The organism is Blautia sp. CGZ-1-C1, from assembly GCF_056504575.1.
Genome location: NZ_JBWLUT010000055.1, coordinates 1 through 24,845 on the forward strand (window position 1 = coordinate 1; position 24,845 = coordinate 24,845).

19 protein-coding genes, 1 tRNA gene, 2 pseudogenes and 1 other annotated feature are annotated in these 24,845 nt (G+C 42.8%); of the genes and pseudogenes, 19 read left to right on the top strand and 3 right to left on the bottom strand.

Annotation, left to right across the window (positions count from 1 at the left end; translation table 11 throughout):
- The 3 genes from hemB to AC058W_RS03675 form a co-directional block, all read left to right on the top strand.
- Positions 1-817 (top strand): porphobilinogen synthase (hemB, locus tag AC058W_RS03665; protein WP_479389726.1); only part of this gene is annotated, 817 nt, incomplete at its 5' end.
- A complete protein-coding gene (hemL, locus tag AC058W_RS03670) occupies positions 817-2,091 on the top strand; it encodes a glutamate-1-semialdehyde 2,1-aminomutase (protein ID WP_479389727.1) in 1,275 nt (424 codons plus the stop codon). The genes hemB and hemL, both read left to right, overlap by 1 nt.
- A gap of 228 nt (positions 2,092-2,319) precedes the next feature.
- A complete protein-coding gene (locus AC058W_RS03675) occupies positions 2,320-3,387 on the top strand; it encodes a lactonase family protein (protein ID WP_117674717.1) in 1,068 nt (355 codons plus the stop codon).
- Between the two features lie 181 nt (positions 3,388-3,568).
- On the opposite strand, the gene aroC is transcribed toward AC058W_RS03675, so the two are convergent.
- Positions 3,569-4,660 (bottom strand): chorismate synthase, encoded by a 1,092-nt coding sequence (gene aroC, locus AC058W_RS03680; RefSeq protein ID WP_117674718.1) that lies wholly within the window; start codon positions 4,658-4,660, stop codon positions 3,569-3,571.
- A 253-nt stretch (positions 4,661-4,913) separates the two neighbouring features.
- On the opposite strand from aroC, the gene AC058W_RS03685 reads away from it, so the two are divergent.
- The 5 genes from AC058W_RS03685 to AC058W_RS03705 all read left to right on the top strand — a co-directional run bounded on the left by AC058W_RS03685 (position 4,914) and on the right by AC058W_RS03705 (position 9,934).
- Positions 4,914-5,855 carry a magnesium transporter CorA family protein gene (locus AC058W_RS03685; protein WP_117674719.1) on the top strand — a complete coding sequence of 314 codons (942 nt, stop codon included), beginning with the start codon at positions 4,914-4,916 and terminating at the stop codon, positions 5,853-5,855.
- Positions 5,856-5,989: 134 nt separating this feature from the next.
- Complete coding sequence (locus tag AC058W_RS03690; RefSeq protein ID WP_118247420.1) at positions 5,990-6,859, top strand: rhomboid family protein; 870 nt, start codon at positions 5,990-5,992, stop codon at positions 6,857-6,859.
- A gap of 17 nt (positions 6,860-6,876) precedes the next feature.
- Positions 6,877-8,157, top strand: a complete 1,281-nt coding sequence (locus tag AC058W_RS03695; protein WP_117674721.1) for a diaminopimelate decarboxylase — start codon at positions 6,877-6,879, stop codon at positions 8,155-8,157.
- Positions 8,158-8,372: 215 nt separating this feature from the next.
- Positions 8,373-8,588 (top strand): hypothetical protein, encoded by a 216-nt coding sequence (locus AC058W_RS03700; protein ID WP_117674722.1) that lies wholly within the window; start codon positions 8,373-8,375, stop codon positions 8,586-8,588.
- A gap of 254 nt (positions 8,589-8,842) precedes the next feature.
- Positions 8,843-9,934 (top strand): leucine-rich repeat domain-containing protein, encoded by a 1,092-nt coding sequence (locus AC058W_RS03705; protein WP_182439629.1) that lies wholly within the window; start codon positions 8,843-8,845, stop codon positions 9,932-9,934.
- A gap of 225 nt (positions 9,935-10,159) precedes the next feature.
- On the opposite strand, the gene AC058W_RS03710 is transcribed toward AC058W_RS03705, so the two are convergent.
- A tRNA-Leu gene (locus AC058W_RS03710) sits at positions 10,160-10,242 on the bottom strand.
- Positions 10,243-10,522: 280 nt separating this feature from the next.
- Here AC058W_RS03710 and ftsH point away from each other — a divergent pair.
- The 7 genes from ftsH (at position 10,523) to AC058W_RS03745 (ending at position 18,905) form a co-directional block, all read left to right on the top strand.
- Positions 10,523-12,433 carry an ATP-dependent zinc metalloprotease FtsH gene (gene ftsH, locus AC058W_RS03715; RefSeq protein WP_117843878.1) on the top strand — a complete coding sequence of 637 codons (1,911 nt, stop codon included), beginning with the start codon at positions 10,523-10,525 and terminating at the stop codon, positions 12,431-12,433.
- 213 nt (positions 12,434-12,646) lie between these two features.
- Positions 12,647-12,994 carry an anti-sigma factor family protein gene (locus tag AC058W_RS03720; RefSeq protein WP_117843879.1) on the top strand — a complete coding sequence of 116 codons (348 nt, stop codon included), beginning with the start codon at positions 12,647-12,649 and terminating at the stop codon, positions 12,992-12,994.
- Between the two features lie 16 nt (positions 12,995-13,010).
- Positions 13,011-15,725 carry a DNA polymerase I gene (gene polA, locus AC058W_RS03725; protein ID WP_118247418.1) on the top strand — a complete coding sequence of 905 codons (2,715 nt, stop codon included), beginning with the start codon at positions 13,011-13,013 and terminating at the stop codon, positions 15,723-15,725.
- 63 nt (positions 15,726-15,788) lie between these two features.
- Complete coding sequence (coaE, locus tag AC058W_RS03730; RefSeq protein WP_117674727.1) at positions 15,789-16,388, top strand: dephospho-CoA kinase; 600 nt, start codon at positions 15,789-15,791, stop codon at positions 16,386-16,388.
- Entirely contained in the window at positions 16,375-17,169 is a 795-nt protein-coding gene (locus AC058W_RS03735) for an MBL fold metallo-hydrolase (RefSeq protein WP_117674728.1), read from the top strand. The genes coaE and AC058W_RS03735 overlap by 14 nt, the downstream gene beginning before the upstream one ends.
- Positions 17,170-17,185: 16 nt before the next feature.
- A complete protein-coding gene (locus AC058W_RS03740; protein ID WP_117674729.1) occupies positions 17,186-17,458 on the top strand; it encodes an ACT domain-containing protein in 273 nt (90 codons plus the stop codon).
- A gap of 82 nt (positions 17,459-17,540) precedes the next feature.
- Complete coding sequence (locus tag AC058W_RS03745; RefSeq protein ID WP_118247417.1) at positions 17,541-18,905, top strand: PFL family protein; 1,365 nt, start codon at positions 17,541-17,543, stop codon at positions 18,903-18,905.
- 140 nt (positions 18,906-19,045) lie between these two features.
- On the opposite strand, the gene AC058W_RS03750 is transcribed toward AC058W_RS03745, so the two are convergent.
- Positions 19,046-20,137, bottom strand: a complete 1,092-nt coding sequence (locus AC058W_RS03750; RefSeq protein WP_118247416.1) for a pyridoxal phosphate-dependent aminotransferase — start codon at positions 20,135-20,137, stop codon at positions 19,046-19,048.
- Positions 20,138-20,406: 269 nt separating this feature from the next.
- Positions 20,407-20,658, top strand: a binding site (T-box leader).
- A 265-nt stretch (positions 20,659-20,923) separates the two neighbouring features.
- On the opposite strand from AC058W_RS03750, the gene AC058W_RS03755 reads away from it, so the two are divergent.
- The 4 genes and pseudogenes from AC058W_RS03755 to AC058W_RS03770 all read left to right on the top strand — a co-directional run.
- The gene (locus AC058W_RS03755) at positions 20,924-21,946 is read left to right on the top strand and encodes an ABC transporter substrate-binding protein (RefSeq protein WP_118247415.1); all 1,023 of its coding nucleotides are present in this window, start codon (positions 20,924-20,926) and stop codon (positions 21,944-21,946) included.
- Between the two features lie 12 nt (positions 21,947-21,958).
- A complete protein-coding gene (locus AC058W_RS03760; RefSeq protein ID WP_242986717.1) occupies positions 21,959-22,885 on the top strand; it encodes an ABC transporter permease in 927 nt (308 codons plus the stop codon).
- A 3-nt stretch (positions 22,886-22,888) separates the two neighbouring features.
- Positions 22,889-23,686 (top strand): annotated as a pseudogene (locus AC058W_RS03765) (ABC transporter ATP-binding protein).
- Between the two features lie 446 nt (positions 23,687-24,132).
- Positions 24,133-24,845: pseudogene (locus tag AC058W_RS03770) on the top strand (MATE family efflux transporter); the annotation flags it as partial.

Below are 24,845 nucleotides of genomic sequence, written 5' to 3' on the forward strand. Positions count from 1 at the left end.
CATAGACCGTCTTCCTTTTGAACTGGAACGCTTGCAGAAGGCTGGTGTAAACAGTGTTATGCTGTTTGGAATTCCAGATCACAAAGATGAAGTGGGAAGCGGTGCATATGATCCGAACGGAATCGTACAGAAAGCTTTAAGAGAAGCAAAAAAACAGTTCCCGGATATGTACTATATCACTGATGTATGTATGTGCGAGTATACTTCCCATGGTCACTGCGGAGTACTCTGCGGTCATGATGTAGACAATGATGCAACATTGGAATTACTTGCCAAGACTGCCGTTTCTCATATAGAGGCCGGTGCAGACATGGTAGCACCGTCTGACATGATGGACGGACGTGTTCGCGCAATCCGCGAAGCTCTTGATGCAAACGGACATTATGAAGCACCGATCATGTCTTATGCAGTAAAATATGCGTCTGCTTTCTACGGACCATTTCGTGATGCAGCAGGATCAGCCCCATCCTTTGGCGACAGAAAGAGCTATCAGATGGATTTCCACAACAGAAGAGAGGGAATGAAAGAGGCTCTGACTGACGTAGAAGAAGGCGCAGATATCATTATGGTAAAACCTGCAATGTCTTATCTGGATATGGTTTCAGAAGTATCCAAGGCAGTGAACGTGCCGGTTGCAGCGTACAGTGTAAGTGGTGAATATGCAATGGTAAAAGCCGCTGCAAAGATGGACTGGATCGATGAGGAACGTATCATGTGCGAGATGGCTGTAAGTGCTTATCGTGCAGGTGCGCAGATTTATCTGACTTATTATGCAAAAGAACTTGCCAAGTGTATGGATGAAGGGAGAATCGGCTAATGGGAACTTCAGAAGAATTATTTGACAGAGCGGTGAAGGTGATTCCGGGAGGAGTAAACAGCCCGGTTCGTGCCTACGGTGCAATTGGTATGGCACCAAGATTTATTGACTGCGCAGATGGCTGCTATATTTATGATGTAGAAGGCAATGAATATGTGGACTATATTGATTCCTGGGGACCGATGATCCTTGGACATAACTTTACGGCAGTAAAGGAAAGTGTGCTGAAGGCCTGCGAGAAGGGCTTAAGCTTTGGATGTGCGACTGCTATTGAAGTGGAGATGGCAGAATTTATCTGTGATCATATTCCGCATGTGGACATGGTACGTATGGTTAACTCCGGAACAGAAGCTGTTATGAGTGCTGTTCGTGTTGCGAGAGGCTTTACGGGAAAGAATAAGATCATCAAATTTGCAGGATGTTATCATGGACATAGTGACGCAATGCTGGTAAGTGCAGGTTCAGGTGTGATGACAAGTGGTGTTCCTGACAGCGCAGGTGTACCGAAAGGTTGCACAGAGGATACCATGACAGCAGTTTATAATGATCTGGACAGCGTTCGTGCACTGATGGAACAGGCTGATGGCCAGACAGCAGCTGTTATTGTTGAGGCTGTTGGCGCTAACATGGGTGTGGTTCCTCCGAAGAAAGGTTTCCTGGAGGGACTGAGAAAGCTCTGTGATGAGTATGGCGCACTTCTGATCTTTGATGAAGTTATCACTGGTTTCCGTCTGGCTTTTGGCGGAGCGGCAGAGTATTTCGGGGTGACACCGGATCTGGTTACTTATGGTAAGATCATCGGAGCAGGTATGCCTGTTGGCGCTTATGGTGGAAGAAGAGAAATCATGGAACTGGTTTCTCCTGTTGGTAAGGTTTACCAGGCCGGTACTTTAAGTGGTAATCCGATCGCCATGGCTGCGGGACTGACTCAGCTGAAATATCTCTATGAGCATCAGGAAGTTTATAAGGAACTGGAAAAGAAGGGTGAGAGACTTTACAGCGGTATGGAGAAGATCCTGGCAGAGAAAGATCTTCCTTATCATGTGAACCATGTTTCTTCTCTGGGTAGTCTGTTCTTTACTGAGCAGGAGGTTGTGGATTATACTTCTGCGAAGAGTGCGGATACGAAGGCGTTTTCTGAATATTTCAAGGGAATGCTGGCACAGGGGATTCATCTGGCACCGTCTCAGTTTGAGGCTATGTTCCTTTCTACGGCTCATACAGATGAGATTATTGATAAGACGCTGGAAGCGGTTAAGAATTATTTTAAATAATGGGATTAAATGGCTGCTATCTTTCGAAGGGGAGATGACGGCCTTTTTTCTTTGGATTTGGAAAAATACATAAAAATGGGGTGGGTTGTCTTGTGAGTATTGGCAAAATGTGCTATAATATCGACATCATATGGCAGTGCCGGCCAGAGTAACGGGCAATAGATGAGTACATCGTGAATAGTTGACTGATTTTTGATGTATTAGAAGGACAGCAGGAGGACGAACATTATGAGTGAGAAAAAATATGTAGCTTATGTGGGTTCTTATACACATGGCTCTTCCAGACAGGGGATTCATGTATATGATGTTGATGTGGAGAATGGTACTCTTACAGAGCGCAGCAGTGTTGAAGTAAGTAACGCATCCCACACGGCTGTTTCAAAGAATGGCAAGTATCTCTATTCTATCGAGGATGAGGGTGTTGCAGTGTTTGAACGTGATAAGAATGGTGATCTGTCACGTATCAACAGTGTGAATATTGATGGAATGAGAGGATGTTTCCTTTCCACTGATGTGGATGGCAGATATCTTTATGTTGCCGGATACCATGACGGTAAGGTGACCGTTGTACATACTCATAAGGACGGAAGACTTGGAAGCCTGATGGATGGTGTATTTCATAAGGGACTTGGAAGTGTTGCAGAGCGTAACTTCCGTCCGCATGTAAACTGTGTGCGTCCGACACCGGATAATAAATATCTGTGCGCAGTTGATAACGGAATTGATCAGGTGAAGATTTATCGTATCAATAAAATGCGTGATAAGCTTGAACTGGTGGATATCTTAAGATGTCCGAGAGAGAGTGGTCCGCGTATCATCCGTTTCAGTGATGATGGCAAGTTTGCTTATATTCTTTTTGAACTTACAAATGAGATCAAGACCTATAAATATGATGGAAGCGGTAAGTCACCGGAGTTTGAACTGATTCAGAGTATTGAGACAAGTATAAAGAAGGATTCTCACGATACACATAATGCTGCATCAGGTCTGTCCCTTGCAAATGATGGAAAACATCTGTTCTGCACAACAGCAGGTGAGGATACCGTATCTATGTTTGAGAGAGATGAAGAGACAGGACTGCTTACCAGAAAGTTTACACTTCCGATTAGTGGTGAGTATCCGAAAGACCTGGTACTCTTCCCGGATGATAAGCATCTGGCTGCTATAAATCATGTAAGTAATACTATTACTATTTTTACAGTGGATTATGAGAAGAATATTATTGTAATGAACGGAAAACCTTTAAAAGTTTCAGAACCGAACAGTATCCGTATCTGGCCAGTACCGGAAGAATAAATAGAACTTATGAGCAAGTAGTGAAAGCGGATTGCGAATATCCGATTGACTTAGAGTATGAAAAATCCCCTGCATTAATTACAAAAGGTGATAAGTAATTAACGCAGGGGATTTTATATGTTCTGTAATTTTATGTTTGAACATTTTGAGGGATGGCTGCTTATTGAACAGCTGCCAATATTTACAGGTAAAAGTCGCGCACTTTATCCATCTGTGAACTCATGTTGGCGAAGAGTGCGTCTGCAAGTGTGATTGCAGCCATGGATTCTACGACAACAACGGCTCTTGGAACAATAACGGGATCGTGGCGGCCGTGGATTTCCATGGAAAGTGGCTCTTTGTCTTTGGTGACAGTCTGCTGTGGCTGGCTGATGGACGGAGTTGGTTTAATGTGAACACGGAGAATGATTTCGCTTCCGTCGCTGATACCGCCCATGATGCCACCGGCATGGTTGGAAGTTTTGACGATTTCTCCATCTTTGACTGTGAAACCATCATTATCAGTAGAGCCTTTCAGGGAGGTTACGGCAATGCCATCACCGACTTCTACGGCTTTGACAGCTCCGATAGACATTAAAGCATGTGCAAGTACGGCATTGAGTTTGTCAAAGACAGGGTCGCCGAGTCCGGCAGGAGTACCGCTGATGCGGCATTCGATCACACCGCCGGCGCTGTCCTGATTTTTCATACATTCTTCCAGATATTCACCTGCTTTGGCAGCTGCCAGGGCATCCGGCATATAGAATGCGTTGTTATTTATCTCTTCTTTATCAAATGTTGTGATTTCTACAGGTCCGATGGATTTGGTGTAGGTGCAGATGGAGATGCCAAGTTCGCATAAAATTTTGGAAGCGATAGCACCTGCTGCGACTCTTCCGATAGTTTCACGTCCGGAAGAACGACCGCCACCTCTGTAATCGCGGAATCCGTATTTCTGATCGAAAGTATAGTCAGCGTGTCCCGGACGGTAGGAGTAAGCGATATTACCATAATCTCTGGAACGCTGGTCTGTGTTTCTTACCATCAAAGAGATAGGAGTACCGGTTGTTTTGCCCTCGAAAACGCCGGAGAGGATCTCTACGAGGTCTCCCTCTTTGCGGGCAGTGGTGTACTTACTCTGTCCTGGCTTTCTTCTGTCGAGGAAGACCTGGATATCCTCTTCACAGAGGGACAGTCCGGCAGGGCATCCGTCTACAACAGCGCCGAGGGCTTTTCCATGTGATTCTCCCCAGGTAGTTACCTTGAATTTATTTCCAAATGATGACTGGCTCATATGTTTTAAGTCCTTTCTTGCTATCACTTTTTATATAGTGTGTACATGTTTGAAGTACACATATGACTTTATTATAGCGAAGTGTAAAAGTTTTGTAAACCGAAAGCATTGGAATTGACAAAAATTCATGTTCAAATTATAATGGATGTTGAATCTTTGTACAAAACAGAGAGTTTATATAGGCTGCCGTATACAGGATGAGGAGCAGCTTATATGATGAGGGGAAATCGAGAGAAGAAGGGAAGTGTGGATCGTGGTAAGGATTTTTAAGACAATCGATGGCTCAATCCATGAAATACAGGAATCACAGGAGGGATGCTGGATTGCACTGACGAATCCTACAGCAACAGAGATTTTTGAAATTTCCGAGCAGTTTGGGATAGAGGTAGACGATTTGCGCGCGCCTTTGGATGAGGAGGAACGTTCCCGTATTGAAGTGGAGGACAATTACACCCTTATCCTTGCAGATGTACCTACCATTGAAGAGCGTAATGAGAAGGACTGGTATGTGACCATCCCTCTTGGTATTATAGTAACACAGAAGATGATTTTTACTATATGTCTGGAAGATACACAGGTGCTTACCAGATTTATGGAAGGCAGGGTCAGAAATTTCTTTACTTATATGAAGACAAGATTTATCCTGCAGATTTTGTACCGTAATGCCAGTATGTATCTGAGATATCTGCGTATTATAGATAAGAAGAGCGAGCAGATCGAGGAGAAACTTCATCTGTCTACGAGAAATCAGGAGTTAATGGAACTTCTGGAACTGGAGAAATCACTGGTATATTTTACAACCTCTCTAAAATCAAATGAAATGGTGCTTGAGAAACTCCTGAAAGTGGAGAGTATCAAGAAATATCCGGAGGATACAGAACTTCTGGAGGATGTTATCGTTGAGAATAAGCAGGCGATTGAGATGGCGAACATTTACAGCGGGATTCTAAGCAGTATGATGGGAACCTTTGCTTCTGTAATCTCAAATAATCTGAACATCGTTATGAAAGCACTGGCTTTGATTACGATCGTTATGAGTATACCGACTATTGTTTTCAGTGCCTATGGAATGAACGTAAGTGCAGCGGGAATGCCGCTTTCCAAGACACCATGGGGATTTTTACTTATTATCATCCTTTCTGTCGTGGTGAGTATCATTGCAGGGGCATTTCTTTCCAAGAAGAAGTTTTTCTGATTTTACTGTAGAAATTTTATTGCCACTGAGAATAAAGGTGTCGGTAACACATGATTGGTTTGGCTTAAGCGGCAGACTGGTCATGGACAGAGTAAAGCGAAGGAGAGCTTCGCTTCATTTAGTAAAGGAGACTTATGAAATTTATTGACAAACTGGAACGCAAATTTGGAAATCGCGGGATTGAGAATCTTACGATATATATTATTGTAAGTTATGTGCTGGGATATGCGCTGATGTTTTTGAATCCAGAATTGTTGTCTATGCTTACTTTGAATGTGACTCAAATTTTACATGGACAGATATGGAGATTGATAACGTGGGTAATTTATCCGCCAACAACAACGAATTTATTTTTATTTATTATAGTAATTGTGTGCTTCTATTATCCTGTAAGTAGTTCTTTGGAACATACATGGGGCTCTTTTAAATTTACATTATATATTTTATCGGGAATACTATTTACTGTAATTTCGGCATTTATATTGTATTTTATTACAGGAGGAGCTTCGGATGTTTTAAATGGTCAGCCATTTACAACTTATTATATTAGTTTATCCGTTTTTTTGGCATATGCGATGACATATCCGGAGATGAAGATCTTGTTATATTTTGTGATTCCTATAAAAATGAAATGGATGGCACTTTTTTATGTCCTGATTGTTGGATGGAACGTTGTAAGCTATGTTATGAACGGAGCATGGTTTATGGCTCTGCCAATCGTTGCATCCTTACTGAACTTTATTATTTTCTTCCTGGGAACAAGAAATCTTAACCGATATAATCCGAAGGAAATCCACCGGAGAAATCAGTTTAAGAGAGCGATGGGAGAAAGTAAGACTGTTCCTTTCCCTGGTAATACACAGGGAGTGACGAAGCATAAATGTGCAGTCTGTGGACGTACAGAGAAAGATGATCCAAATCTGGAATTCCGTTTTTGTTCTAAATGTAATGGAAATTATGAGTACTGTCAGGATCACTTATATACACATATACACAAGAAGTAAGAGGAGAGAAGATTATTATGAAAAAAGTACCATTTGTCACCCTGGATAAACTCCAGGAAATCACAGCACAGTTTCCAACCCCTTTCCATCTTTATGATGAAAAAGGTATTCGTGACAACGCAAAAGCAGTAAAAGAAGCATTTGCATGGAACAAAGGTTTCAAAGAGTTCTTCGCTGTAAAAGCAACTCCAAACCCATTTCTGATCAAAATTCTTCAGGAGTATGGATGTGGATGTGACTGTTCTTCCATGACAGAGCTGATGATGTCCAAAGCAATCGGATGCAAAGAAGGAGACATCATGTTCTCTTCAAATGATACACCGGAAGAAGAGTTTAAATATGCAAATGAGATCGGTGGAATCATCAACCTTGATGATATCACACATATCGAGAGCGTAGAGAAAGCGGTAGGATATATTCCGAAAGTGATCAGCTGTCGTTACAATCCGGGCGGAGTATTCAAGATCAGCAACGATATCATGGATAATCCTGGAGATGCGAAATATGGTATGACTACTGAGCAGATCTTTGAGGCATTCAAGATTCTGAAAGAAAAAGGTGCTGAGGAATTCGGTATCCATGCATTCCTTGCAAGTAACACAGTGACAAATGAGTATTATCCGATGTTAGCAAAAGAGATGTTTGAACTGGCTGTGAAGCTTCAGAAAGAGACAGGCGCTCATGTGAAGTTCATCAACCTTTCCGGTGGTGTCGGAATCGCTTACAAACCAGATCAGACTCCAAACGATATCAGAGAGATTGGTGAAGGCGTTCGTAAAGTATACGAAGAAGTTCTCGTTCCGGCCGGAATGGGTGACGTCGCAATCTATACAGAGATGGGACGTTTCATGATGGGACCTTATGGCTGCCTGGTAACAAAGGCAATCCATGAGAAACATACTCACAAAGAGTATATCGGTGTTGATGCGTGTGCCGTAAACCTTATGCGTCCTGCAATGTATGGAGCTTATCATCATATTACTGTTATGGGAAAAGAAGATCAGCCATGTGACCACATGTATGATGTAACAGGTTCTCTTTGCGAGAACAATGATAAATTTGCAATCGACCGTTACCTGCCGAAGGTTGACATGGGAGATCTGCTTGTAATCCATGACACAGGTGCTCATGGTTTTGCAATGGGATACAACTATAATGGTAAACTGAAATCTTCTGAGATTCTTCTTCATGAGGATGGAAGATTCGAGATGATTCGTCGTGCTGAGACACCGAAGGATTACTTTGCAACATTTGACTGCTTCCCGATTTATGAGAAACTTCTGGAAGATATGAAATAAATCCGGATATTTATTTCAACTGAAGAAGTACAAATCAAATAATATAAAGTAAGACGTATAATTAAGGCGTATAAAGTGAAAGGTGCTGATCTGTAAGAAAAAAATGGTCAGTGCCTTTCGTTTTGCATCTGGATAGAAAAAGTTTGAGCTTTAAAGGTTACTGGGCACGGAGTGAACAGTAACCTTTAAATAGCAGGAAAAGAGAAGAAAAATTTATGATTAAATATGAATATGAAGCAGGAATGTGTAAGCAGTTACATTATAATGGTTTATGGACTGTGCAGTACGAGGGAGTTCCCGGCCATTTTAAGAAAGTAAAGATGGTCTGTCCATGCATAAAAGATGGATGTGACCAGGACTGCGAAGTATTTAAAAACATACCAGACATAAAAGAAGCAGACCAGGAATGGCATATGAGGGATGAGATATAGGTAAATACGTTACTGTTCACTCCGTTCTCAGTAACACGCTTCGCGATGCACAGAATTTATGCTATTCGCATAAATTCGCGCGGTATGTCTCGGGATTTTGGCATTCTCATGCCAAAACACCTCGCGGGATAGTGGCGTGTGAACAGTAACGGTAAATACGACAAAGTTCGCAGAAAATCTAAGTGGACATTTGCTGGAAAAGAAAGTAAAATGAAAAATGTAATCTAAGTATGTATGAAAAGGAGGAGTACCTGATGAAGAAACTAGCAGCTATTATCCTGGCAGGTGTACTGGCAGCAGGAGCATTTACTACAGTAAATGCAGCAGAATTTTCAGATGGAACGGATACAGAAAGAGAAGAATATTTTGATGATAATTATGACTATTCGTGGTCTGCCGGAGAGGATGCGACAAACGATACAGAGGAAACGAAGAGCGTAAGCGCGAACGACAGTATTGTAGAAGGATTTGAGAAACCACTCGTCTTTTACCCAAATACATATTACAAATTTAATGTGATCGGAGCCGGTACACAGAATATGAATCCTGTCAACGGAGATGTCAGATGGACACCACTATACTGGAGTTTGTCCATTAAACCTCAGGAAAGTAATATCAACAGAAAATGGGAAATCGGTTCTGCAAAAGGAATTTATACAAAAGTAGAACGCGCATATAATATGTATGTATTTTTCCAGAGGGAAGAATATATTGAAAACGCATGGGTAAAAAATGACATTATCCAGCCAGTAAGATACCAGTTCAACGCAGCACCATTAACAGATCAGGGAAAAAGCTACAACTATCTGATAGGCGGACTCGGATATAAAATTTTAAATGAAAAAGAAGTAAGCGTGACAGGACTTGGCGCAGCACTTAATGTTGTGCAGATTCCGTCCACCGTTGCGATCAATGATAAGACCTATAAAGTAACGACGATTGATCAGAGTGCATTCAGTGCGGACAAAGAGATTACAGACGTCATTTTCGGAAATAATGTAACTACCATTGAAAAACAGGCTTTCTATCAATGTCCAAATCTCAGAACCATAAGATTTGGTACAAAAGTAACCAAAATCGGAAGTAATGCATTTGCAGAATGTGCAAAACTGAAAAATTTCACACTTCCCGCAAGCGTGAAACGCATTGACACCAAAGCCTTTTATCAGTGCCCGGCTGTTAAAACAGTTAAGATCAACAGCACAGCACTTGAATACGTTGGAAAGAAAGGCCTCGCTGTTAATAAAACAGTCACGATGAAACTTCCAAAGAAGTTATTTACTAAATATCAGAAAATGATCAAGGCAAGCAGCGTATATCCGAAGACAAAATTTATAAAATCTTAAACATTTTATCCGAAGCAGCAGCTATGTACAAAGCTGCAGCTTTTGGCTATAATAGTGTAATAAAAAGCAAATATAAGGACGGGCAGAGACAAATGCTTAACCAAATCAAGTAAGTCCCCTGCGGAGGTTGCTTGAATCCGGTATATTTACAGAAACAAGAGAAAGATATGATTTTACCTATATTGGCATAAAAAAACTGGATTCTCAGAAATCCAGTTTTTTAACTGCCGGCAGTGGGACTTGAACCCACACGTGGTTGCCCACAACAGATTTTGAGTCTGCCTCGTCTGCCATTCCGACATGCCGGCGTTTGAACGTTTAATATAATAACACGATTTCAATCATATGGCAAGAGAGTTTTTGGATTTTTTGGAAAATTTTTTGGCATTTTGGGGTTGCAAAAATATAGAAAAGGCAAGAAGAGATAAGAACTTACTGATTAAGATAAAAAATTCAAATAGTGAAAGAATAATGATAAAAAAATCAGGATATTTCTAAAATGTTTATGAAATTTAACCGACCTTTCTTGAAAAATGAAGAAATAAGTGATATGGTACATCATAACAATAACGAATGGAGGAAAAGCCGATGAACCTTGATAATAAAAAACCAGGCAGAAAACCGCTTTATGTATATTATATCATTGCGGCAATTATTATCATTCTTCTGAATGTGCTGTTACTTCCTGCGATTGAGGGACGAAAGGTACAGACAACAGAGTACAGTGTCTTCCTGACAGGAGTAGAGAAGGGTTATGTCAAGACAGTAGAGATTCAGGATGATTATATTTATTATGTAGCAGATGTCAGCGATAATCAGGAGGGTTATTTCAGAACCGTTAAGGTAAATGATCCTGACCTTGTAGACCGTTTACATGATGCAAATGTGAAATTTGATGCGGCAGCACCTCAGCAGACATCTATCTGGATCAGTCTGCTGGCAGGATATATCTTGCCGATTGCTATCTTTATCCTTCTTGGAAGATGGCTCAGTAAGAAGATGATGAGCTCTATGGGTGGTGGCCCTGGCGGAGCAATGTCATTTGGTAAAAGTAATGCCAAAGTATATGTGAAATCATCTACAGGAATTAAATTTTCAGATGTAGCAGGAGAGGATGAAGCGAAAGATCTTCTGACTGAGATCGTAGACTATCTTCACAATCCTCAGAAATACAGAGAAATCGGTGCATCCATGCCGAAAGGAGCGCTTCTTGTAGGCCCTCCTGGAACAGGTAAGACACTTCTTGCGAAGGCAGTAGCCGGCGAAGCAGAAGTTCCGTTCTTCTCTATTTCCGGTTCTGAATTCGTAGAAATGTTTGTTGGTATGGGTGCTGCCAAAGTGCGTGACCTCTTCAAACAGGCAAATGAGAAAGCTCCATGTATCGTATTTATCGATGAGATTGATACAATTGGTAAGAAACGTGATGGTGCCGGATTTACAGGCGGCAATGATGAACGTGAGCAGACTCTGAACCAGCTGCTTACAGAGATGGATGGTTTTGACGGTTCCAAGGGTGTTGTAATCCTGGCTGCAACGAACAGACCGGATTCCCTTGACCCTGCACTTCTCCGTCCGGGACGTTTTGACAGACGTATTCCTGTTGAGCTTCCTGATTTAAAAGGACGTGAAGAAATCCTTAAAGTTCATGCAAAGAAGATTAAGATCGCGGATTCCGTACGTTTTGACGATATTGCGAAAGCAGCTGCAGGAGCTTCCGGTGCTGAACTTGCAAATATTGTCAATGAGGCTGCTCTTCGCGCCGTACGTGATGGCAGAAAATTTGCCACACAGGCTGACTTTGAAGAGAGCATTGAGGTAGTTATCGCCGGATATCAGAAGAAGAACAGAGTTCTTTCCAATAAGGAAAAACTGATCGTTGCTTACCATGAGATCGGACATGCGCTGGTTGCTGCAAAGCAGACAGAATCTGCGCCGGTTCATAAGATTACGATTATTCCACGTACATCAGGAGCCCTGGGTTATACCATGCAGGTAGATGATGGGGATCATTATCTGATGACGAAGGAAGAACTTGCAAATAAGATTGCAACTTTTACAGGCGGACGTGCCGCAGAGGAATTGATTTTCCATTCAATTACAACCGGAGCATCCAATGATATTGAGCAGGCAACCAAGCTTGCGAGAGCGATGATCTCCAGATATGGTATGAGTGAAGACTTCGATATGGTAGCCATGGAGAACGTGACCAACCAGTACCTGGGCGGAGACTCCAGCTTAAGCTGTTCTTTTGAGACACAGACACTTCTGGATAAGAAGGTTGTAGAACTTGTAAGAACAGAACATCAGAAAGCATTGAAGATTCTTCAGGACAATATCGGTAAACTTCATGAACTTGCCAAATATCTCTATGAACATGAGACAATCACAGGTGAGGAATTTATGAAGATTCTGAATGCTCCTCTGGAAACTCCGAAAGCAGTTGTTCTGGAAAAATCTCAGACAGAATCAGAAGAGAACAGTGAGAATGCTGAAAACTAAAGATTAAATACAGATGCAGTTTTTACAAAAGAGAGCAGCAGGGGCAATAAAGGCTTCTGTTGCTCTCTTGCGCTTTTCCTTGCCAATTAACGCCGGTTCGGTTATAATTCGTAATAGTGAGCACGAGACGTGCAGTACAGATTTATGCATCGCGAAGCATGCTGCCGGGTACAGCACAGATAGTAACACTGAAAGAGAAAGAAGGGAACAGGTATGGATTGCCAGACAGCAGAGGGAATGGTGAGCAGCTATATTGAGCATAAGCTCCCGGTAAATGAGCTGGAGGAATTTCTTGACCATGTACAGAATTGTTCATCCTGCTATGATGAACTGGAAACATATTTTATTGTTCATGAGGTGACGCAGCAGCTTGACGATAACAGCAGTAATTCTGTTCTGGATTTTAAAGGGCTGCTTGAGCAGGACATCCGGAAATCCAGAAGATATATCCGCAAGAAGAAATTAAGCTGGTTTTTGGTCGGGGCGGGGATTTGTCTTCTGATCGCTGCACTTGCGGCAATATTGGTTTATGTAATGATGGAAACAATTCATATCATATGAGATACTGGAGGATTTTATGAGTGAGAAAATATTACTGATTGACGGGCACAGCATTCTGAACAGAGCTTTTTATGGCCTGCCGGATCTTACAAATTCAGAGGGAAAACATACAGGAGCAGTATATGGATTCCTGAATATTCTTTTTCGTACGATTGAGGAGGAGAAGCCCCAGTATCTGACGGTGGCATTTGACCTGAAGGCGCCGACTTTCCGTCACAAGATGTTTGAGGCATATAAGGGAACGCGTAAGCCGATGCCTGAGGAACTGAGAGAACAGGTGCCGTTGATCAAGGAAGTCCTTACGGCAATGGGCGTTAACATTGTGACAAAAGAAGGATATGAGGCAGATGATATTCTGGGAACTCTGGCAAAGAAGAGCGAGGCAGAGGGGATGGACGCGACAATCCTTTCCGGGGACAGGGATTTGCTTCAGCTTGCGACGGATAAGATCATGATCCGCCTGCCCAAGACAGTAAGAGGGAAAACTACGATAGAGGATTATCATGCGCAGCAGGTAATTGAGAAATATCAGGTGACACCTCCACAGATCATAGAGTTAAAAGCACTGATGGGTGACAGCGCTGATAATATCCCGGGAATTCCGGGCGTGGGTGAAAAGACTGCCACGAAGATCATAGTGGAATACGGAAGCATTGAAAATGCTCATGAGCATCTGGAGGAACTGAAACCAAACAGAGCCAGAGAATCCATGAGAGAGCACTATGATATGGCACAGATGAGCAAGGCACTGGCAACGATCTGTACAGACAGTCCGATCGATTTCTCCTATGAGAAGGCGAAACTGGGAAATCTTTATACGAAAGAAGCGTTTATTCTGTGCCGACAGCTGGAATTTAAGAATCTGCTGAGCCGTTTTGATTCTGAGGCAGTGCAGGAAGATGCACTGGAACAGGAGTTTTTTACCTGCGCAGATCTGTCGGGATGCGAAGCATTGTTTGAAAAAGCAGAAGCAGGTTCCAGAACCGGTGTCTCTCTTATAAGTGAAAATGGCCATGTGTACGGTGCAGGAATTGCACTGAGCGAAGAAGAGATTTATTATATTCCGGTAGAGGGAATGGTTACAGAGGCGTATCTTTGCGGAAAGCTGGAAACACTTTTTAAGAAAGCATCTGAGCATAATGTAAAAAGTAATATGAAAGACAGTGCGGCGGCAAACAACACTGACGCCGGTACAGAGCGTCATGTAGTCTGCGCGCTAGATATAAAAGCGATATTGAAACATGTGACATTTGATGATCCGTCAGCAGTGTTTGATGCAGGCGTGGCAGCATATCTGTTAAATCCGTTAAAATCATCCTACACGTATGATGATATGGCGAAGGAATACCTGAATGGACGAATTCTGCCGACAAGAGAAGAACTTCTTGGAAAGAAAACGGCAGAGAAAGCATGGGAAGAAAGCGTAGAGGGACTTACCTTCTGGGCCTGCTATATGGCATATACGGCGTTTGCCTGCCAGGTGCCGATGTGTGAGACGTTGAGAGAGACTGGTATGTGGAATGTATATACACAGATTGAGCTTCCTCTGATCTTTACTCTGGATTCCATGGAGAAGTGGGGAATCAGCGTAAAAGGAGAAGAACTCAAAAGCTACGGGGAGAAACTGAATGTCCGCATTGAGGAGCTGGAGAAACTGATCTGGCAGCAGGCAGGGGAAGAGTTTAATATCAATTCACCGAAACAGATGGGAGTGATTCTTTTCGAAAAGCTTGGCCTTAAAGGTGGAAAGAAAACAAAGACGGGCTATTCTACAGCGGCAGATATTCTGGAGAAGCTTGCACCGGAATACCCGATTGTAAAGGATATCCTGGAATACCGTCAGCTTACAAAACTGAAATCAACTTATGCGGATGGTCTGGCAAATGTGATTGCAGAGGATGGCAGGATTCATTCTACCTTTAATCAGACAATCACGGCTACAGGAAGAATCAGCAGTACGGAGCCAAACCTGCAGAATATTCCGATAAGAATGGAACTGGGACGACTGATTCGAAAAGTTTTTGTGCCAGAAGAAGGATACGTATTTCTGGATGCGGATTATTCACAGATCGAGCTTCGTGTTCTGGCACATATGTCCGGGGATGAAAAGCTGATTCAGGCATACCGGGAGGCACAGGATATCCACAGACATACGGCATCAGAAGTATTCCATGTACCGTTTGATGAGGTGACGGATCTGCAGCGAAGAAATGCAAAAGCGGTAAACTTTGGGATTGTTTATGGAATCAGTTCATTCGGACTGAGTCAGGACTTAAGTATTACTAGAAAAGAAGCCGCAGAATATATTGAGAGATATTTTAAATCCTATCCAAAGATTAAGGGATTTCTTGACGGGCTGGTGGAAGAAGGAAAGGAAAAAGGGTATGTGACGACCATGTTTGGCAGGCGCAGGCCGATTCCGGAACTGAAATCCAGCAATTTCATGCAGAGATCTTTTGGCGAGAGGGTTGCAATGAACTCTCCGATTCAGGGAACTGCGGCGGATATCATCAAGATTGCAATGAACCGCGTATACAGACGATTAAAGGAAGAACATCTGAAGTCCCGTCTGGTGCTTCAGGTGCATGATGAGCTTCTGATAGAGACTTATAAAGCGGAAATTCCGCAGGTATCTGCGATTCTGGAAGAAGAGATGAAAGGTGCGGCGAAACTTGCAGTAGAACTGGAAGTAGATATGCATCAGGGAAATAATTGGTACGAGGCGAAGTAAAAACGGTTTGCAAATATCTGTTTGACTTTCAGCAGCAGATGTGAGAATAGATAAGAGGCAGAAATGATTACAATAGGAATTACCGGCGGAGTGGGTGCCGGAAAGAGTACAGTGCTTGATTTTCTCGAAGAAAAATATCAGGCATATGTGATGAAAGCGGATGAGATCGGCCATCTGGTGATGGAGCCGGGGCAGGTCTGCTATGAACCTGTGATTGCATTATTTGGAAAACAAGTAATAAAAAATGATAAAACTATTGACCGCAGGCAGATTTCGGATGTAGTATTTTCACATCCCGAACTGTTGGAGAAATTAAATCAGATCATTCATCCGGCTGTGAAGCAGTATATCAAAGAGCAGCTGGAGATAAAAAAACAGCAGGGACAGAAAGTATGTGTGGTGGAGGCTGCACTTCTTTTGGAGGATCATTATCAGGAATTTTGTGATACCATATGGTATATCCATACGGATGAAGAAATCCGTATTCAGCGGCTGATGGAGAATCGTGGTTATACCAGAGAGAAATCAGCCAGTATCATTGCGAGTCAGGCTCCGGAGAGCTTTTTTCGGGAAAATGCAGATTATGTTGTTGTAAATAATGGCAATTTTGCACAGACCAGGCAGCAGATTGAGGAAGGAATCAGGAAATATGAGAATTTGTAGCATTGCCAGCGGAAGCAGTGGAAACTGTATTTATGTTGGCTCTGACAATACCCATCTTCTGGTGGATGTAGGCATCAGCGGAAAGCGGGTGGAGCAAGGATTAAATTCTTTGGAATTGACAGGAAAAGATATTGATGGTATTTTGATTACACATGAACATTCCGACCATATCAAAGGTCTGGGCGTGATTGCAAGGAAACATCAGATTCCGATCTATGCGACCGGCGGAACTGTGGATGCTTTATCCCGGATGAATCTTGGAAAAATGCCGGAAGGGATTTTTCATGAAATTTATGAGGATGAACCTTTTGAAATAAAAGATCTGACAGTAAATCCCTTTACGATTCCGCATGATGCGGCACAGCCGGTCGGGTATCGCGTGGAATGTGGAGAACATTCTGTGGGAATTGCTACAGACCTTGGAAAATATAATGAATACATAATCAGTAATCTGCAGAATCTTGACGCGCTTCTTCTGGAGGCAAATCATGATATCCGCATGCTTCAGGTTGGAAAGTATCCTTATTATCTGAAACAGAGAATTCTGGGAGACAGAGGCCATCTTTCCAATGAAAATGCGGGAAGACTTTTGTGCAGGTTATTGCATGACAATATGAAAGCCATATTCCTTGGGCATTTAAGCAGGGAAAACAATTATGAAGAACTGGCATATGAAACCGTCTGTTCAGAGGTAACCTTAGGTGACAACCCTTATAAGTCCCGTGATTTTAAGATTCAGGTGGCGAAAAGGGATTGCATATCAGAAGCAATTACAGTGTAGAAAGGACAAAGAACTTATGAAAAAGACAATCATCACAGTAGTAGGAAACGACACCGTAGGAATTATCGCAAAAGTTTGTACGTATCTTGCAGACAACAATGTAAACATTCTTGATATCTCCCAGACCATTGTACAGGGATACTTCAACATGATGATGGTAACTGATGCCAGCAAATGTGAGAAAGATAACGGGGTTCTTGCAAAAGAACTGGAAGCCCTTGGAGATCAGATCGGCGTAGTAATCCGCTGCCAGCATGAAGACATCTTCAATGTAATGCACAGAATCTAATAGAGGAAGGCAAGTAGCGAAGCGGATTGCGAATTTCACTTGACTCAAAACGCTGAAAAAACATACAAGGGAGAAATTAGACATGATCAATATTTTTGAAGTAAATGAAACGAATAAAATGATCGAACAGGAAAACCTGGATGTGCGTACCATTACAATGGGTATCAGTCTTCTTGACTGCATTGACAGTGACCTTGAAACATTAAATAAAAAGATTTACGACAAGATCACAAACTGCGCAAGGGATCTGGTATCTACAGGTGAGGCAATTTCCAGTGAATATGGAATTCCGATCGTGAATAAAAGAATTTCTGTAACTCCGATCGCATTGGTAGGCGGAGCTGCATGTAAGACAAAAGAAGATTTTGTTACGATCGCAGAGACTCTGGATAAAGCTGCCAAGACAGTTGGCGTAAACTTTATCGGTGGATATTCTGCACTGGTAAGCAAGGGAATGACTCCGGCAGAGAAGCTTCTGATCGAATCTATTCCTCAGGCGCTCGCAAAGACGGAGCGTGTGTGCAGTTCTGTGAATGTAGGTTCTACACGTACCGGTATCAATATGGATGCTGTCAAGCTGCTGGGAGAGATTGTACTGGAGACAGCTCAGGCTACGAAAGAACAGGATTCTCTTGGATGTGCGAAGCTGGTTGTATTCTGTAATGCACCGGATGATAACCCGTTTATGGCAGGTGCGTTCCATGGTGTGACAGAGGCAGATACCATTATTAATGTGGGTGTCAGCGGACCTGGCGTTGTAAAGACAGCTCTGGAACAGGTAAGAGGTAAGGATTTTGAAACTCTTTGTGAGATGATCAAGCGTACTGCATTTAAGGTTACACGTGTGGGACAGCTGGTTGCACAGGAGGCTTCCAGACGTCTGGGTGTGAAATTTGGAATCGTGGATCTGTCTCTTGCTCCGACTCCGGCGATTGGCGACAGTGTTGCTGAGATTCTGGAGGAGATTGGTCTTGAGCATGCAGGTGCACCGGGAACAACAGCTGCTCTTGCGTTGTTAAATGACCAGGTTAAGAAGGGCGGCGTTATGGCTTCCACAGCAGTTGGTGGTCTGAGTGGCGCATTTATTCCGGTCAGTGAGGATCAGGGTATGATTGATGCGGTTAATGCAGGTGCGCTGACGATTGAGAAGCTGGAAGCGATGACTTGTGTATGTTCTGTAGGTCTTGATATGATCGCAATTCCGGGAGATACGAAGGCTTCTACGATTGCGGGTATTATTGCGGATGAGTCTGCGATTGGTATGATTAATCAGAAGACTACGGCTGTGCGTCTGATTCCGGTTATTGGTAAGGGAGTTGGCGAGGTTGTTGAGTTTGGCGGATTGTTGGGTTATGCGCCGATTATGCCGGTGAATCAGTTTTCTTGTGATGCGTTTGTTCAGCGTGGGGGTAGAATTCCGGCGCCGATTCATAGTTTTAAAAATTAATATTGTCAGAAAGAGGAATGGCCAGGAACTTCGGGAGAGGGGGGTTCTGGCCTTTCTTTTTTTATCAGGAGGGACGCGTGGCAGACAAAGTATTTTCTGCCACGCTGGTTGTTGGTGTGGGTGGGGCAATATTGGATGATTTATAATGATTTTAATATATGGAGGAGTTTAGTGTTGTCTTCGGGGATCATGATGCAGAAGCGGATGTATTCTCCGTCGAGGCATTCGAAAGAGGAACAGTCGCGGATCATGAGGTTCTGGCGGATGCAGGCGTCGAAGACGTCGTAAGAGGTCAGGCCTGGTTTCTGGATTTTCAGGAGGATGAAGTTTGCGTAGGCTGGGTAGGTTTTGTATGTTGGAATCTGGCTCAGGGCGTGAAGGAGGCGGTCACGTTCGGAGAGGATCAGAGTCCGGGTCTGGCTGATGTATTCCTGGTCTTTGAGCATGAGTTCACCGGCGAGGGCTCCGAGGCTGTTGAGGGACCATGGGACTTGTTTCTCTTTCATTTTTTTGAGGAATTCGAGGTTTCCGGTGATTCCGTAGCCGAGACGCATTCCCGGGGCGGCGTAGAATTTGGATACGCCGCGAAGTACCATGAGGTTAGTGAATTCTCTGGTGAGGGTTACAGCAGTGATTGCCTGGATGTCGGGGGCGAATTCTACGTAGGTTTCGTCGATCATTACGAAGATGTTTTTCTCGGCACAGAATGCGAGGAGTTTTCGTAAATTTTCTGTGGAAATGGCGGAAGAGGTTGGATTGTTTGGGTTGCAGATGATGAGAAAGTCGTATTTTCCATTCAGAGTCTGGCAGAGATCATCTATATCCAGGATAAAGTTATCCTCCTCGCGAAGGTGGTAGTATTCCTGGGTGCTTCCGGAGAAGGAAAGTTCTCTGGAATATTCGGAGTAGGTAGGTCCGAGGATTAGAGTGTGTTTCGGATTTCTTTCCTGGATCAGAAGTGCGATCAGCTCGCTGGATCCGTTTCCGGGAAGGATGAAATTGGCAGGGACGTTGCAGTAGTCTGAGATTGTATTGCGAAGAGAGGTGTAGTCTCTGTCCGGGTAAGAAGACAGGATGTCCAGGTGGCTGGCGAGCTGTTTTTTCACATTCTCAGAAAGTCCAAGTGGATTTACATTAGCTCCGAATTTTACAATATTTTCCTGTTTGAGGTGGTAAATCTCGCATATTTTTTCGATATCACTTCCGTGAAAAACCATTTTAGTAGTTGACATATAACATTCCTCATTTCTGTATAAAATTTATCGCTGTTTATTAGCGTATTGACACCTATTTTCTATCTGATATATTACCACAAGCTATTATTGATAGCCAGTAGCTATGTTACAAAGTTAATAACGCAGCTTCCCGAATGCCTTAGAATTGCATGGTTCCGAAACTAAGCCCGAAATCTTTTTATATTCCCCGCGTCCCTTAATGAAAAAAGGAAAAGAAAAAAATAAACCTCTTGACATATGCACGTTAGCGTGGTAAAGTAAACACATCAAAACCGATGAGAAAGAAGAGTAAGCAATTAAGAATCATTCCAGAGAGCGGTCACTGGTGGGAAGCCGTATGAAACTGATTGTTGAATGGCCTTTCGAGGGCGGCCCGAAATCTTAATAAGCGTGAGAGTAGGCGCCGACGGGAACCGAACCCGTTATAAATCAGGAGTGTATGTTTGTACATGAGAAAGTGGACGATTCGTCAATTTGAGTGGTACCGCGATAATAAGATTCTTATTACCGTCTCAAGCAGGAGATAGCTTGTGGCGGATTTTTTATATATAAAGAAACCTTATTAAGATTTCTGCTATTATATATAAAAGCCCGACAGATAAAAAATGACAGGGCAGGAATTCTTTTTGATCTGAGTGGTTCTTCAGAGTGATTGACACATCCGGGAAAAGGAATCCGGGGAGTTCTTTCTCACAGACAGTAACAAGGGGTTGGCAAATATCCCTGAGACTATGGCAGCCAAAAATGAACTGCTAAATAAGATGTAGAGAGAGGAAAAAGACTATGAAAAAAAGAGTATTAGCAATCGCAGCAACAGCAATGGCAACTATGATGATGGCATCACCGGTTATGGCACAGGATTTCAAAATCGGTATCTGCAACTATGTAGATGACGCTTCCTTAAATCAGATTGTAGATAATATCCAGTCCCGTCTGAAAGAAATCGGCGAGGACAAAGATGTTACTTTTGATGTATCCTATGATAACTGTAATGCAGATGCCAACGTCATGGAACAGATCATTTCTGATTTTCAGACTGATAATGTAGATTTAATGGTAGGTGTTGCGACACCGGTAGCAATGCGTATGCAGTCCGCAACAGAAGGAACAGATACACCGGTTGTATTCTCCGCAGTATCTGATCCGGTAGGCAGTGGACTTGTAGAAGATTTAGATGCCCCTGGGGCAAATATCACAGGTACAAGTGATTACCTGGATACAGCATCAATTATGAAACTGATTCAGGCAGTAAATCCTGATGTAAAGAAAATCGGTCTTTTGTATGATATCGGACAGGATTCTTCTACAACAGCAATTCAGGAAGCAAAGGATTATCTAGATAAAGAAGGAATCGAATATGTAGAGCGTACCGGTACTACAACAGATGAAGTACAGCTTGCGGCTGATGCACTGGTAGCAGATGGTGTGGATGCGGTATTTACCCCGACCGACAATACAATTATGACAGCAGAGCTTTCTATCTATGAGAAATTCATTGATGCAGGTATCCCGCAGTACACAGGAGCTGATTCTTTTGCATTAAATGGCGCATTTGTCGGATATGGTGTTGATTACGCAAACCTTGGGCAGAAGACAGCAGATATGATTGCAGATATCCTTATGAACGATGCAGATCCTGCAACAACTCCTGTAGAGACATTTGATAATGGTACAGCAACTATTAACACAGAAACCTGCGAGGGACTTGGACTTGATTTAGAAACAATCAAGAAAGATTTCGAGCCACTGTGCACACAGGTAAATGAAATCGTTACAGCAGAGAGCTTTGATGAAGTAGAGGAGTAGGAGGAAATTATCGTGACTATTGCGACTATACTCTCTCTTGGAGAGACCGCACTGAAACTTGGCCTGATCTGTTCACTGACAGTTCTTGCTTTGTTTCTCAGTTATTCTATGCTGAATGTCTGTGACCTTTCCACTGATGGCTGCTTTACTCTGGGAGCAGCTGTTGGAGCGGCAGTGGCAGTCAGCGGACATCCTTTTTTATCAATTTTTGCAGCTATGGCTGCAGGCGTGTGCTCGGGATTTGTGACGGCTATACTTCAGACGAAACTTGGCGTTGACAGTCTTCTGGCCGGAATTATCGTAAATACAGGTTTGTATTCTGTGAATATTGCAGTGATGGGAGGTTCTTCTCTGATCAATATGAACAGAACAGATACTGTGTTTTCCATGATGAAAGAGGCACTGAAAAATACACCACTGAAAGGGAGAGGAGATATTGTAGTTGCTTTTATCGCAGTAGCCATAGTGGTTGTCTTTCTTGTATTTTTCCTTAGAACAAGACTTGGTCTGGCAATCAGGGCAACCGGAAATAATGCAGATATGGTTAAATCTTCCTCTATTAACCCGGTATTTACTACAATCGTAGGCCTTTGTGTGGCAAACTCATTTACAGCACTTTCCGGATGTCTTCTGTCTCAGTCACAGAAATCTGTAGACATTAATATTGGGCAGGGAATGGTTACAATCGCACTTGCCTCCCTGCTGATTGGTGGCACGATTCTTGGCAGAGGCGGTATCTTTGTAAGAGCGGTCGGTATGGTGCTTGGTTCATTTATCTTCCGCCTGGTATATACCGTCGCGCTGAGATTTAATATGCCGGCATTTATGCTGAAACTGGTATCTTCTGTGATTGTTGTGCTGGCTATTTCAGGTCCGTATCTGAAGAAACAGTGGCCGCAGATTAAGAGAAGAATGACTCACAGGAAGGGAGTACAGTGATTTATGCTGAAGATTGAACATATTTCCAAGACTTTTAATCCGGGTACGGTAAATGAAAAACAGGCAATCAAAGATCTGTCACTTGAACTGGAAAACGGTGATTTTGCAACGATGCATCTGGTTCTAACGGAGCAGGAAAATCAACGCTTTTTAATGCAATCTGCGGAGATTTCCTTACAGATTCCGGAGTGATCATGCTGGATGGACAGGATATTACTTTTATGCCACAGCATGTGCGTGCAAAAACGATCGGACGTCTGTATCAGGATCCGATGAGAGGAACAGCGCCGGGAATGACGATAGAAGAGAATCTGGCGCTTGCGGCAGGAAAAGGCGGATGGCTTTCCCATGTGTCCAGGCAGGAGAAAGAGCGATTCCATGAAGAACTGAAACTTCTGGATATCGGACTTGAGAAGCGTATGACTCAGCCGGTAGGACTTCTCTCCGGTGGACAGAGACAGGCGCTGACACTTTTGATGGCAACTATGAATCCACCGAAATTGTTGTTACTGGATGAGCATACAGCAGCCCTTGACCCGGGAACAGCAGAGAAAGTATTGAATCTTACGAAGAGAATCGTGGAGGAACATCAGCTGACTTGTCTGATGATCGACTCACAATATGCAGTCTGCGCTGGATCTTGGAAACCGTATCCTGATGATGGATTCCGGAAATATTGTGCTGGATATTCACGAAGAAGAGAAGAAGGGCCTGACGGTAGAAGGACTTCTAGAGAAATTTAAGACGGGTGCCGGAAAGATGCTGGATAATGACCGCATTCTTCTTTCTGGTGAGAAATAATGATATCAATTGAGCAGGAGGCTAATCAACTAATGATTAGTCTCCTGTTCGGTTATGAGCAAGTGGCAAAGCGGATTGCGAATATCCGCTTGACAAGAAGTAAAAAGATGAAAAGAAAAATATTAGTTACTGTTCACATACCACTATCCCGCGAGGTGTTTTGGCATGAATATGCCAAAATCCCGAGACATACAAGCCAAAATTCCATTGCCGCAGGCAATCTGGAATGAATTTTGGCAAAGTTACTGTGAACGGAGTGAACAGTAACAAATATTAAGGATAGTTATTGTTAAGAAAAGAGAGCTGCCATCTCCGGAATCGCTGGACAAAATGCAGGTATGCAAGGTATAATTATTAAAATGTATGCAAGTGATGGAAATCAGGAGCACTAAAAAATAAAAAGGAGAATTGCTGTGGAGAAGAAATTTGCTGTAAATGCATACAGAATGTTTTTGATATGGGGAATATTTTCTGCTTTGGGAACTGCTGTATCTACACTTGTGGATGCTGTTTTAATAGGAAATTATATAGGGAGTGATGGCCTGGCAGTGACCAATATAGCAACTCCTGTTTTTTTGCTTTTTGCTTTACTGTCAGTGACAACGGCTGTTGGGACTAACGTTCTGATCGGACAGGCTCTTGGAAAATCTGAGACCGCAAGAAGCAAATAAATTATTTGATATACAAGCTCACGGCAGGTCTGGTGGAAACAGTCGTGTGTATGGTGACAGGAATTTTGGGTGGCAGAAAACTTTTATATGCAATTGGAGCTACAGATACGATCGATAAATCTGGCAGAGTCTTATATTTTTATAGTTTTCTTATGCGCAGGTGCATTTATTTTTTATTATATTCTTTCTTATTCAGTGCGCAGTGATGGAGATCCGAAGACGGCAGCAGCGGCATCGGTTGTTCTGATTGTGCTCAACATTGTTTTGGATATTCTGTTCATGGGAATTATGAATTTTGGCATTAAGGGTGCATCGCTTGCATTGTGCATTGCTACTTTTTGCGGTGTTCTGGTTCTGCTGACACATTTTATGAGAAAGCATACACTTCTTCATTTTGGCCTGGCAGTTCCTGAGAAAGATATTTTGATTGAGTTTGTTAAAAATGGATTTGGGACAGGTTCTGCTTTTCTTTTTCAGGCAATTTGCAA